Origin of the sequence: Flavobacterium pectinovorum (assembly GCF_006438875.1) — a bacterium.
Lineage (GTDB): Bacteria > Bacteroidota > Bacteroidia > Flavobacteriales > Flavobacteriaceae > Flavobacterium > Flavobacterium pectinovorum_A.
Genome location: NZ_RCZH01000006.1, coordinates 12,576 through 24,966 on the forward strand (window position 1 = coordinate 12,576; position 12,391 = coordinate 24,966).

Sequence of the window (12,391 nt, forward strand, 5' to 3'; positions counted from 1 at the left end):
TTTTTAATCCTTTATCCCGATAGCTATCGGGAGTGGCAAAACTATTTTTGACTTTAAGTATTTTTCAGATCGTATTTTTCGATTCTTCTGTATAACGCAGCTCTTGATAAACCTAATTCTTCGGCTGTTTTACTGATATTTCCGTGGTGTTTAAACAAGGCTTTTTCGATTACATTTCGTTCCATCTCAGATAATGGGTTTTCGTCGTTTTCCTGTAATTCCTCAAAGTTTAAAATATCCAGATCGTGTACAGAAATTGTATTATTATCGGCTAAAATTAAAGCGCGTTCAATCTTATTTTCCATTTCACGCACATTTCCGTTCCACGGATATTTTTCCATGTATTGTGCGGCATTTTCTTCAAATTTCCATCCCGAAGCTTCGGGACCATGATTGTATCTTTCTGCAATTTGATCCAGAATAAAATGAGCCATCGGAACAATATCATCTTTCCGTTCGCGTAATGATGGCAAATGAATTTCCATTGTATTGATACGATACAGCAAATCTTCGCGGAATGTTTTGTTTTTTACTTCCGCTTTTATATCACTGTTTGTTGCGGCAATAATACGAACATTTAGTGGTCTGGCTTTACTTTCGCCTAAGCGCGTAACGGTTTTTGTTTGCAAAACATGTAATAATTTAGCTTGCAAATGAAGCGGAATATTCCCAATTTCATCCAGAAAAATCGTTCCGTTTGAAGCCATTTCGAATCTTCCGGGTGTATCTGTTTTTGCATCTGTAAAAGCGCCTTTGGCATATCCAAAAAGCTCGCTTTCGAACAAATTATCACTTAATGATCCTAAATCAACATGTACAAAAGGCTGCGTTTTTCGTTCTGAATTCTGATGAATAAACTCAGCAAAAACATATTTACCAGTTCCGTTTTCACCTAAAATCAAAACATTGGCATCGGTTTTTGCTACTTTTTCGGCAATAGAATATGCTTGTTTTATTTTTTGTGAAGTCCCTACAAAATACTTCTTTTCTGTTTTTTCTACAACAACTTTCTTGGTGTTTTTTCTACTTTCGGCGACAGCCTTATCAATTGTTTCCAGCAATTTTTCGTTATGCCACGGCTTTAAAACATAATCAAAGGCACCAATTTTTATTCCTTCAACTGCGGTTTCAATTTTGCCAAAAGCAGTCATTAAAATCACGATCGTTTGTGGCGAAAGTATTTTAATTTCTTTTAGCCAATGAATTCCTTCTCGCCCATCTTCAAAACCAATTCGGTAGTTCATGTCTAATAAAACCACATTTATATCATTTTCACTTAGAAGAGAAATGATTTTTTTGGGACTATTAGTTGTGAAAATAGTTTCAAAATGCTTTTTGAGAATCATCTTTGCCGAAAAAAGAATTTCTTCCTGATCATCAACAATTAATATTTGAGCTTGTTTTTTTCGCATGCTGTCTTTTTTTGTCCGATATCGAACGGTCAACTGTTCATTATCGAACAGTCATTTTTTTAAATGTTTTTCAAAGCTCCTTTAAAATCAATACTTTACAAATAATAAATTTTATGGCACAGTATTTACCTATTGACTATCAGCAAATTATTTAAAAAATGGACAAGGTAATCCCACGTAAAAATAGAAAATTTAGATATCTCACAATAGCAATTGCTGTTTTTTTAGTTTTGGCTGTTGGCATCTTTTTTTCTTTTAACACCAAAAGAAGTTTAAATGTAAAATCTGACGAGCTTTCGATTCAAAAAGTTGAAAAAGCTTTTTTTGAAGATTTCGTCGTTTTTCAGGCTAAAGTCGAACCCTTAAATGTAATGTTGGTAAATGTTACTGAAGGCGGATCTGTAAAAGAGATTTTTGTTGAAAATGGCGCAATGGTAACCAAAGGCCAATCACTGGCACGTTTGTACAACCCGAACACAGAGCTTAATTATCTGACTCAGGAAACGGCTATTATTGAACAAATCAACAATTTGAATACCGGAAAACTGAATATCAGAAATCAGGAATTGAACCTTAATAAGGATTTGATTTTGATCGAACATGATTATAATGATGCCAAAAGATTGTACGATATGAATGCCAGATTGTATGATAAAGAGGTAATTTCTAAAAACGACTGGAATACATTTAAAGAAAGCCTTCGTTTTCAGGAAGAGCGTAAAAGAACGATTCAGCAAAGCATTCAAAAAGAAAAACAAACGAATCAGGTTCAGATTTCGCAAATCAATCGTTCGATTCAAACTATGGAGAAAAGTTTGGACATCTTAAGAAATAACAAAAAGAATTTTCTAATTACTGCTCCGGAAACGGGTCGATTAACTTCCTTTGAACCTGTTTTAGGCAAAACATTTCAGGCTGGAGAAAGCATCGGAAAAATTGATTCGAAACGCGGTTATAAACTTACTGCCGACGTAGATGAATTCTATTTGGAAAAAGTTCGCGAAGGCTTAAAAGGTCAGGTAGAATTCAAAGGAAAAGCACTTGAAGTTCTGGTTACCAAAGTAATTCCTGAAGTTAAAAGTGGCCATTTTACAGTAGAATTAGCTTTTACATCTAAGGAAGAAATCGTTTTACAAGATGGATTAAGCTTCGGGGTAAAACTGATTTTATCTGAAAAGAATAAAACTTTAGTCGTGCAAAAAGGCAGCTTTAATCAGGAAACGGCAGGAAAATGGATTTTTGTAGTAAAAGGCAATAAAGCGGAAAGAAGAAACATAAAACTGGGCAGAGAAAACCCTTCCTATTATGAAGTTCTTGATGGCTTAAAAGAAGGTGAATCTGTGATTACCTCATCGTATGCAGATTATAAGGATATAGAGGAATTATCGATTTCTCAGTCGCAGCCGCAGTAGGTTTTTTAGTCGCAGTCGCGGTTTTCAGTCTTAACCTAATTAACAATCAATAATTAACCATTTACAATTAACAACGTTTCAATCATCAATCAAAAAACATAATCAACAACATTTAAAACCTTAAAAAAATATGATAACTATTCAAAATTTAACCAAAGTTTTTAGAACTGAAGAAGTAGAAACCTCAGCTTTAAGCGGAATTAATTTAGAGATTAAAAAAGGTGATTTTTTAACTATCATGGGACCTTCAGGTTGCGGAAAATCTACTTTATTAAATATCATTGGTCTTTTGGACGGCGCTTCTGATGGAAGTTATAAATTATTAGATCAGGAAATGATTGGTCTAAAAGAAAAAGGAAGAGCTCAGGTTCGTAAAGAAAATATTGGATTCATTTTTCAGAATTTTAACTTGATCGATGAGCTTTCTGTTTATGATAATATCGAATTGCCTTTGCTTTATAACAATGTAAAAGCATCTGAGAGAAAACAAAAAATTGAAGCGATTGCTGAGAAGTTAAACATTTCACATCGTTTAAAACATTATCCTCAGCAGCTTTCAGGAGGACAACAACAAAGGGTTGCTGTGGCAAGGGCTTTGGTAAATGATCCAAAAATCATTTTGGCCGATGAGCCAACAGGAAATCTGGACAGTAAAAATGGTAATGAGGTTATGGAACTTTTGACTGATTTGCATGCTAAAGGTGCCACAATTTTGATGGTTACCCACTCTGATTATGATGCTTCTTTTTCGCAAAGAACGATTCATATGAAAGATGGTGTTATATTCTCTGAGCGATTAAATCAGAGAAATGTGGATGTTTTTATGGACGCTAAATAATTTCAAAATGATCAATTTTATTATAACCGCAATCACTTTCCTGATAGGATTTGTTTGCAAAGTATTGGCTATTATCTAAAAACTAATCTTTTTTAGAATTTTATCAAACTTCTAAAATAACTATAAAAAAACTAAGCAATGATTTTTAACTGGTTTAAAATATTTATCTATCATTTAAAGCAAAACAAACTGTTTTCGTTTTTAAATGTCCTGGGCTTAAGCATTGGAGTTGCAGGTGTTATTTTTGCTATTTTATATTGGAATAACGAAAACTCATACGATCAATGGAATCCTGAAAAAGAAAATTCTTATCAAGTCCTGAATGTAATAGGTGCAACTGGAGATACTTGGGCAACGAGTTCAATTCCGTTTGGACAAACTTGTAAAGCAACGATTCCCGAAATTGAGCAAATTTGTTTTTTAAACATTTGGTATAGCGAATCTGTTATAAAGTATCAAAATCAAAAAGTAATCGATAAAAAAATTATGGTTTCTGACAGTAACTTTTTTGATTTCTTTCCTTTTCCAATAACAAAAGGTTCTAAAAAAGATATTTTAAAAGAAAAAAATAGTGTTGCTATTGCAGAAGATCAAGCAAAACTGCTTTTTAAAGATGAAGATCCAATTGGAAAATCTATTACTTATGATAACAAATCTTATATCGTAAAAGCTCTTTATCGTATTATAAAACCTTCTTCTTTTGAGCCTAATTATGTTTTTGGAAGTATCATGCGCGAACATGATTTCAACCAATGGGGAAATTTCAATTATGGCTTGATGGTCAAAATCAAAAAAAATGTTGATCCTGCTTTAGTTTTAAAGAAAATGCATAATGTTAATTATGTCAACAGGACTTTGAAAGATGCTAAAGAAAGTGGTCAGACTGTGGCACAATACATCAAAGAAAATGGAGAAATCAAGATTCTTCTGGATCAGTTAAAAACTTTGCATCTTCATGGTTCAAAAGCTTCCGGATCAACAACTCCTGAAGGAAAAGGAAACCTACAGCTTCTTTATATTATGGCTGGATTATCAATTTTGATTTTGATTTTGTCACTTGTAAACTACATTAATTTAGCAACAGCTTCGGCTATAAAACGCGCTAAAGAAGTAGGTGTTCGTAAAATTGTTGGTGCAAGTAAAAATCAAATTATTGCACAATTTATATTTGAAACTGCTATAATTGTTATTCTTGCTATTTTATTTGCTTTGGCAATAGTGGAACTTTCTTTGCCTTATTATAATTCTTTTTTAGGCAAAACTCTTACAATGAATGGAGGCGAATTTTACCTGCAACTTATTTTAATATTTGGATTAGTAATCATTCTTGCGGGTATTTTCCCTGCCATTTATATCTCAAACTTTGAAACTTTAAAAGTCTTAAAAGGAAACTTTTCGCGAAGCAAAAGCGGTATTTGGATTCGAAATTCTATGCTTATTTTTCAATTTGGGATTGCAGCATTTTTCATCATTGGCGCTTTAATTGTAAATTCTCAGGTTGATTATATGATGAATAAAAATCTTGGTTTTAGCGGTGATCAAGTGATCAGAATTCCGTTTAATTCTGCAGATTACAGTAAAAAAGCTCAAAAATATTTTACTACAAAACAAGAAATCAGTAAAATGTCAGGAGTTCAGGATGTTTCTACTTTTGCAGGAAGTTTTGGCAACAGCACTAACTCAAGCTCCGGTTTTACACATAATGGTGTTTTTGTACAACCACGAAACGTTGAAATGGATTTTGGCTTTCTTGAAATGATGAAAATTAAAGTTGTCGAAGGCCGTGATTTATCTCCTAAATTTGCTTCGGATACGATCAATAATTGGCTGATAAACGAAACCTTAGCTAAATTATTAGGCCTTAAAAACCCTATAAATACAGTAATAACCTCGGGTTGGGGGGAAAAAGAAAACTTAAAATTTAAAGTTGTTGGAGTTGTCAAAGATTTTCATATTACAGGACTTCAAAACAAAGTTCCTCCAATGGTTTTTATCAATATGAAAACTTTGAAATGGAATAACTTTGATAATGTTTATGTAAAAGTTTCTCCAAATAATCTAACGGAAACTTTAGCTAAGCTAAAAACATATTGGGAAACTAATGTGAATCCTGATTATCCTTTTGATTATGAGTTTGTAAACAAAGGATTTGCCAAAACGTATCAGGAACAAGTGAAACAAAAAGATCTGTTTTTTATTCTGAATCTGGTGGTTATTATCATTGCAGTTTTTGGATTATTTGCTTTGGCTTCTTTTTCAATGGAAAGAAGATTAAAAGAAATTGCGATCCGAAAAACTTTGGGTGCAGAAACTGATGTTTTATTAAAAGCATTATCAAAACAATATGTCATTTTTTGCTTAATGGGATTCGCAATCGGGATTGTGCCGGCTTATATTTTATTACAAAAATGGCTTGAAAATTTTGCTTTCAGAATCAATGTTTCGATTGTTCCGTTTAGTATAGCACTGGTTTCCTTAATGGTTTTAACTTTGCTGATTGTTTTGGCAAAAGCCTATCAGGTAACCAAAATAGATATCTTAAAATATTTAAAATACGAATAAACTTGTAGACCATTTTTTTTAAAAAAGAAACCCGTCAGATTCATAAAATCTGGCGGGTTTACTAATTATTGAATATCTTATTTTGAAGCAACAGAATCTGAATAAAGTAATTTATCTAATTGCGGATCTCTGTCATATACATCCGGATAAAATCCAATTTCTCCATCATCGCTTACCCAAGCTGTAAAATAACCAATATAGATTGGTATTTTATTTTTTAGCTTGCAAGTTGTTTCTTTTTCACCGCTCATTGCGCTTTCTATTTTATCAACTGACCAATCCGGATCGTCTTTCAATATTTCAAGTGCCAGGCTTTTTGCTTCTTTTACATTGATGCAGCCGTGACTAAAAACACGTTTTTCAAATTCAAACAAACTTTTTGCCGGTGTATCATGCAAATAAATATCATTTGGATTTGGGAACATAAATTTGACTAATCCTAAAGAGTTTTTTGGTCCCGGTTTTTGTCGCACATTCCCTCCATTCCATTCCATATTATGTTCAGCCAGATAATTTTTATCTTCGGCAATTTTCGATTTTAGTTCATTTTTAATGATACTTTGCGGAACGTACCAATAAGGACTAAATACGATTCGGTCCATCATTCCGCTAAAGATTACCGTCTCCGTCATTCTGGTTCCCACAAAAACATCGGAAACTAAATCATATTTTCCGTTTTTAACATAAACCAGTCTAAACGAAGGTATATTGACCATTATGTATTCATTTGCCTGCGCCAAATTTGCCGGTATCCATCGGCAACGCTCCATATTTAGCATTATAGTTTTGATTCTTTTGCCAATTGGTTCGTTCATTTGGTCAATATGCTCTCGGCTTAAAGTATAATTTAGCTTAAGTCCATATCTTTTTTTATACTTTAAAATACCCGCCATCATCTCTTCGTCATAAACATCTCTTTTAGAATCTTGTGCCAGATCACCCACAACAAACAAGCGTTCTCTGATTTGCGTTATTACAACACCGCTATCAAAAGGTTTTAAATCTTTATAATTGGCACTATCAATTTCTATTTTCTTCCAAAGATTGTTTTTTTCGATCGTACGATATTTTTTCAGGACAGCCCTAAGCTTATAATATTGTCCATACAACAAATTCTCGTCTTTATTGAGTCTGTCCGGATCGACCATTAGAGAGTCTAATATTTTGGTATACGAAATAGTTTTTGTTGGCAAAAACCAGCCAATTTTCTTTAAAGTAGCGGGATCTACACCTGAATAAACATTACTGGCATAAAACACATACATATTAGACAGCAAAAGCTCTGTGTCCATCTGAGAAAGATCTTCCGTTACATTTTCATTAAAGACATCATCGATTAAATCTCTGTAAGGCATGGTTGCTTTAATACCCTGATCATTGAGTTGTCTCACTTTATGGTACAGCAAAGATCCAAATTCACTGATGTTTTTATCATCGTACCAAATCGACTTAAATTCTTTCTTTTTATAAAGATCCAACACGTCATTTTGATATTTTTTTAGCTTAGGATATTTTTTATAGAACTCATTAATCGATTCTGTATTGATAACAAGATTCGTAACATAATTTTTCTCGACAATTAGGTTTGACGATTCCGTTGGTTTATATTTTATGTGACTATTTTTTGCTGAAGATTCAAAAGAAAACATCAAAAAACTAACGGTAATAATTACAGATAAAGAAGTAAAATTTCGCATATTTTTAGATTTAAAATTTAGAAAATAATTTTATTCAAAAAAATATCGAAAAACCATAATTCACCCAAAAGCAAGTTTTCAGATACTTTTTAAAACATAAGAAAGCGTCGATTTAGGGTACTCAAATATAGCTAAGATTATCCACATTTTAATCCTCTTATTCTGAAAATTTATTTCAAAAATCACGTGTTTCAACTTTAAACATGCTTTAGTTTTTTGAATATCAAATGAAAATCAGACAATTTTAATTCAATAAAGAAACGAAACTCAATTATTTAGAATCATTTTGAGTAATCGTAATATCGAGAAATACAATTTAAAAGAGTTTGAATCCGAACATAATCTGTTATCTTTGTAGTCTGAAATCAGTTTAAATAAACACAGTTCTTAAATTGGTCTCCCTCAATAGAAAACAGACGATTAAAATGAAATTAGACAGGAAAGAAATTCTTAAAGCTTTAGAGACAATCACTATAGCAGGAGAAGGAAAAAATATGGTTGAAAGTGGTGCTGTTACCAATGTAATAACTTTTGGCGACGAAGTTGTGGTAGATTTATTATTACATACCCCAGCGATGCACATTAAAAAAAGAGCTGAAGATGATATCAAAAAAACGATTCATGATTTGATCTCTGCTGATGCAAAAGTTAAAGTAAATATTAAAGTTGAAGCCAAGGAAAATCCTAACGAAATAAAAGGAAAGGCTATTCCGGGAATCAAAAATATAATTGCCGTTGCTTCTGGTAAAGGTGGAGTTGGAAAATCTACTGTTACAGCAAATCTTGCCGTAACACTTGCAAAAATGGGTTTTAGTGTTGGAATTCTGGATGCTGATATCTATGGTCCTTCTATGCCAATTATGTTTGATGTAGAAAACGAAAAACCAGTTTCAATTACCGTTGACGGAAAATCAAAAATGAAACCAATTGAAAGTTATGAAATCAAAATACTTTCTATCGGTTTTTTCACTGCTCCAAGTCAGGCTGTAATCTGGAGAGGTCCAATGGCTGCTAAAGCTTTGAACCAAATGATTTTTGATGCAGATTGGGGAGAATTAGACTTTATGCTAATTGATTTACCTCCGGGAACTGGAGATATTCACCTTTCAATTATGCAATCATTACCTATTACTGGAGTTGTAGTAGTAAGTACTCCTCAAGCTGTGGCTCTTGCCGATGCAAAAAAAGGAGTTGCAATGTTTATGCAAGACAATATCAATGTTCCTGTTTTGGGAATTATCGAAAATATGGCGTACTTTACACCAGAAGAATTACCTGACAATAAATATTATATCTTTGGAAAGGAAGGTGCAAAAAATCTTGCAGAAGATTTAAATGTTCCGTTCTTAGGAGAAGTGCCAATTGTACAATCAATTCGTGAAGCGGGAGATTACGGTCGCCCTGCGGCTTTGCAAACGGCTTCGGTAATCGAAACCATTTTTGAAGAAATAACCAGAAACGTTGTACAGGAAACAGTAAACAGAAACGATAGCTTACCTGCGACAGAAGCCATTAAAATTACAACTATGGCAGGTTGTTCAGCAGTAAAGAAATAAATTAGATAATTGAGAAAAAACTAATGAGATAATTTGAAAATTAGATAATTAGATAATTTTACTTCAAAGTGAATTTTCTAATTATCTAATTGACTAATTACCTAATTGATAAAATTATGACAACAGAAGAATTAACAAGCAACGTATTATTGGCTCTAGATGAAATCAGACCTTTTTTAAATTCTGATGGAGGAGACATTACATTAATCTCTATAGACGATGACAAACATGTCAAAGTGCGTCTTGAAGGAGCATGTATTAGCTGTAGTGTAAACCAAATGACACTTAAAGCAGGAGTCGAAACAACTATCAAAAAATTTGCTCCACAAATAGAAACTGTGGTAAATATAATGTAATAAAAACACCTGTTTTCCTTGCTTTTTTAGGGATCTTGAATTAACAAGAATAATAGTGCTTAAGCGATTTGATTTGTAAAAACCTAAAAAAGCAATCAAAATAAAGCAAAAATTTGCGGATTTAATAAAAAACAATCTAAAGATTTAAGGGTTTTAGTTCAGTATTTTTACATTTTTAACTTAAATTTGTAAACAACCTCTAAATCTTAAGCTTATGAAGAAGTATTACACTCTATTTTTATTGTTTCTTTTCGTGACCGTAAGTTATGCTCAACAAAGTCAAAGTCCAACAACATTAGTCGTAGACAAAGCCTGGTTGAATGAAGATGAGGAATGGACAGATTTTAACTATTCCGGTCAAATTGTATTTTCGACAATACCAAGCAATGAAGAAGGAAGCCTTAGAATTGGTAATTATGATTTTTTGTATGATCTTTGCAACGGAGAAGCAAAATTCTCAAACAAAGCTACCTATAGTTCTGCCGAATTTTCTCATCCAAGAAAAGTGTCAGCAAAAACTGATAAACAAGGAGTTGTAAACACAACTTATGAAGGAACTTTAATTTTCCAATCAGATAGAGATTATTATTCTATAATTGCTATAGTAACAATTTTAGATAAGGGAGGTAATATTTTAGGTATTAAAATACACTCAAAAGACAACGATAGAAAAGAATACGCCTTTAGCTTAAAACCAACAAGTTAATTTAAATAAGGATTTGTTCCCGTTATCAAATCCGAACAAAAATTCCAAATAATTAAAATGGATGTATTAATAAAGATTAAAGATCGAGAAGGAGTTATACACGAATTACAAGCTCCAACTGATATGGCAATGAACATAATGGAGTTATGCAAAGCATACGAACTTCCTGTCGAAGGAACCTGTGGAGGAATGGCAATGTGTGCCTCTTGCCAGTGTTATGTTCTTAATGATATTGCATTACCGGAAATGGGAGATGAAGAAGAAGCCATGCTTTCGGAAGCATTTTATGTTAAATCTAATAGTCGTTTAGGCTGTCAGATACCAATTACTACAGAATTAGAAGGATTAGAACTGGAATTAGCTCCAGAATATTAAATAATAAAAAAGCGAGAATTTAAGTTCTCGCTTTTTTATGCCTTAATTATTAAACCCGACAGGTTCATTATATTAAGAAATTTTATTCGTACTTCTTTATCAGTTCCTCTAAATCAAATTCTTTTAGCAATTTATCCAGATATTTACCTCTGCTGCTTGTTTCACGCTGATAAGGCGCAAAAAGACTTGTTACTTTATTAAATTCGTCGTCGAGATCTTTTAAAAGTTCTATCTTTTCCTGAGTTACAACTGAACCTTTAATTTCAATAAAATTTAAAATTCTTTTTATTGCGATTTCTTTTTCAATGATTGCATCTTCATCGCTTTCTAAAGTACAAATACCATAAATTCCTTTACAAAAATATTCCCATTCCTCTTCTAAAGCTTTCTCCACTTTTACCAAATCAATTTCTCCATTTTCATCAAAAGTATCCCCATAAGCAAATATTTTGTGCTGGTGTTTCTTCAAATTAGATAAGAGATTTTGTCTAAAATCCTTTTTAAACTTTTCAGGATTATGATGTAAAGTATTGTCCGCGATAAGTTTCAAAATACTTTTAGGAAAATACTTTTTAGAAGAAACAACCTTATAATTATCATTTAAAGGCGAACTAATTGTTACTTCTGAATTTACGACATAAGACGGCTCTGGAATAAGTTGATCTTTGATAAGTTGATTTAATTTATCTGAATTAAGATCCATTATTCTTATAATTTCTTCAGCTTCCAGATAATTTTCTTCAATGTATTTTATGTTTATATCTTTCATTTATATAGATTAAAATTATTCTTCCAAATCACTTGGATCAAAAGGCTCAAATTCTCTTTCAGAAAATGCTTCTGTTAATATTCCTGATGAACACAACCATGTTATCGTTTCGTCGAGTGTATTTCCTGCTTTATAAATCATTTCACTATTTCTTGGCAGAATAAAATATTCGTTTTTAAGCAAAATGATTTCGTCTCCGTCAAAAGTATCTCCAATTCTTATTGAATTCAAAACTTCATCTTTCGTCAAAACATCCTTTCCTTCATCCCAAAACCAATATTCGTCTATACGATTTTTCCACTCTGCCAAAGTCAGTATGATAGTTTCAGGAAGAAATATACGGACGTAAGTACCGCCAAGGATTCCGCTTCCGAAACTCAGAACATACTCTTTATAATCAGTGTCAAAAGCTATATTTAATGTTTTTTCACAAGCCAGAATATCTTCTTCATCGGCAAGGAATAAGTCTGTTTTATTACTCTTGTAGTTGGGGATTATTTTATAGTTATCGAAGTTCATACGTTTTGTATTTCTTATAGCTAAAATATGGCTTTTTTATGAATTAATACCAAAACCTGCGGAGCTATAAATTAGGGATCAATTTTACCGTAAAGCGCACTAAGATTTAATTTTACTTTACGCATAGAAAACACAAAGTTCACAAAGCTGGCTTGCGGACTCCTATGTTTGCCATGTTAAAATTTTTCC

At 32.3% G+C, this 12,391-nt stretch carries 11 protein-coding genes; 7 read left to right on the top strand and 4 right to left on the bottom strand.

Annotated features, from left to right (window positions below; all coding sequences use genetic code 11):
- Positions 1–53: 53 nt before the first annotated feature.
- Positions 54–1,412 (bottom strand): sigma-54-dependent transcriptional regulator, encoded by a 1,359-nt coding sequence (locus EAH81_RS10025; protein WP_140506516.1) that lies wholly within the window; start codon positions 1,410–1,412, stop codon positions 54–56.
- 158 nt (positions 1,413–1,570) lie between these two features.
- Here EAH81_RS10025 and EAH81_RS10030 point away from each other — a divergent pair, with 158 nt between their 5' ends.
- From EAH81_RS10030 to EAH81_RS10040, 3 genes are all read left to right on the top strand, one after another.
- On the top strand, positions 1,571–2,824 hold the full coding sequence (locus tag EAH81_RS10030) for an efflux RND transporter periplasmic adaptor subunit (RefSeq protein WP_140506518.1): 1,254 nt from the start codon (positions 1,571–1,573) through the stop codon (positions 2,822–2,824).
- Between the two features lie 130 nt (positions 2,825–2,954).
- Positions 2,955–3,662, top strand: coding sequence for an ABC transporter ATP-binding protein (locus tag EAH81_RS10035; protein ID WP_140506520.1), 708 nt, complete (start codon positions 2,955–2,957; stop codon positions 3,660–3,662).
- Positions 3,663–3,800: 138 nt separating this feature from the next.
- The gene (locus EAH81_RS10040; RefSeq protein ID WP_140506522.1) at positions 3,801–6,224 is read left to right on the top strand and encodes an ABC transporter permease; all 2,424 of its coding nucleotides are present in this window, start codon (positions 3,801–3,803) and stop codon (positions 6,222–6,224) included.
- Positions 6,225–6,301: 77 nt separating this feature from the next.
- Here EAH81_RS10040 and EAH81_RS10045 read toward each other — a convergent pair whose 3' ends face one another.
- Complete coding sequence (locus tag EAH81_RS10045) at positions 6,302–7,921, bottom strand: murein L,D-transpeptidase (protein ID WP_140506524.1); 1,620 nt, start codon at positions 7,919–7,921, stop codon at positions 6,302–6,304.
- Positions 7,922–8,346: 425 nt separating this feature from the next.
- Between EAH81_RS10045 and EAH81_RS10050 the strand changes: the two genes are divergently transcribed.
- The 4 genes from EAH81_RS10050 (at position 8,347) to EAH81_RS10065 (ending at position 10,914) form a co-directional block, all read left to right on the top strand.
- A complete protein-coding gene (locus EAH81_RS10050; protein ID WP_140506526.1) occupies positions 8,347–9,477 on the top strand; it encodes an Mrp/NBP35 family ATP-binding protein in 1,131 nt (376 codons plus the stop codon).
- 116 nt (positions 9,478–9,593) lie between these two features.
- Positions 9,594–9,833, top strand: a complete 240-nt coding sequence (locus EAH81_RS10055) for a NifU family protein (RefSeq protein ID WP_140506528.1) — start codon at positions 9,594–9,596, stop codon at positions 9,831–9,833.
- A gap of 214 nt (positions 9,834–10,047) precedes the next feature.
- A complete protein-coding gene (locus tag EAH81_RS10060; RefSeq protein ID WP_140506530.1) occupies positions 10,048–10,539 on the top strand; it encodes a hypothetical protein in 492 nt (163 codons plus the stop codon).
- A 57-nt stretch (positions 10,540–10,596) separates the two neighbouring features.
- Positions 10,597–10,914, top strand: coding sequence for a 2Fe-2S iron-sulfur cluster-binding protein (locus tag EAH81_RS10065; protein WP_099710409.1), 318 nt, complete (start codon positions 10,597–10,599; stop codon positions 10,912–10,914).
- Between the two features lie 82 nt (positions 10,915–10,996).
- Here the strand turns inward: EAH81_RS10065 and EAH81_RS10070 are convergent, their stop codons facing one another.
- The gene (locus EAH81_RS10070; protein ID WP_140506532.1) at positions 10,997–11,683 is read right to left on the bottom strand and encodes a DUF6058 family natural product biosynthesis protein; all 687 of its coding nucleotides are present in this window, start codon (positions 11,681–11,683) and stop codon (positions 10,997–10,999) included.
- A gap of 15 nt (positions 11,684–11,698) precedes the next feature.
- On the bottom strand, positions 11,699–12,202 hold the full coding sequence (locus EAH81_RS10075; protein ID WP_140506534.1) for an SMI1/KNR4 family protein: 504 nt from the start codon (positions 12,200–12,202) through the stop codon (positions 11,699–11,701).
- Between the last annotated feature and the right edge of the window lie 189 nt (positions 12,203–12,391).

Coding starts and splice junctions, on each gene's coding strand:
- EAH81_RS10065 (WP_099710409.1), top strand. CDS start 10,597: ATGGATGTATTAATAAAGATTAAAGATCGAGAAGGAGTTATACACGAA.
- EAH81_RS10025 (WP_140506516.1), bottom strand. CDS start 1,412: ATGCGAAAAAAACAAGCTCAAATATTAATTGTTGATGATCAGGAAGAA.
- EAH81_RS10030 (WP_140506518.1), top strand. CDS start 1,571: ATGGACAAGGTAATCCCACGTAAAAATAGAAAATTTAGATATCTCACA.
- EAH81_RS10055 (WP_140506528.1), top strand. CDS start 9,594: ATGACAACAGAAGAATTAACAAGCAACGTATTATTGGCTCTAGATGAA.
- EAH81_RS10060 (WP_140506530.1), top strand. CDS start 10,048: ATGAAGAAGTATTACACTCTATTTTTATTGTTTCTTTTCGTGACCGTA.
- EAH81_RS10070 (WP_140506532.1), bottom strand. CDS start 11,683: ATGAAAGATATAAACATAAAATACATTGAAGAAAATTATCTGGAAGCT.
- EAH81_RS10045 (WP_140506524.1), bottom strand. CDS start 7,921: ATGCGAAATTTTACTTCTTTATCTGTAATTATTACCGTTAGTTTTTTG.
- EAH81_RS10050 (WP_140506526.1), top strand. CDS start 8,347: ATGAAATTAGACAGGAAAGAAATTCTTAAAGCTTTAGAGACAATCACT.
- EAH81_RS10035 (WP_140506520.1), top strand. CDS start 2,955: ATGATAACTATTCAAAATTTAACCAAAGTTTTTAGAACTGAAGAAGTA.
- EAH81_RS10040 (WP_140506522.1), top strand. CDS start 3,801: ATGATTTTTAACTGGTTTAAAATATTTATCTATCATTTAAAGCAAAAC.
- EAH81_RS10075 (WP_140506534.1), bottom strand. CDS start 12,202: ATGAACTTCGATAACTATAAAATAATCCCCAACTACAAGAGTAATAAA.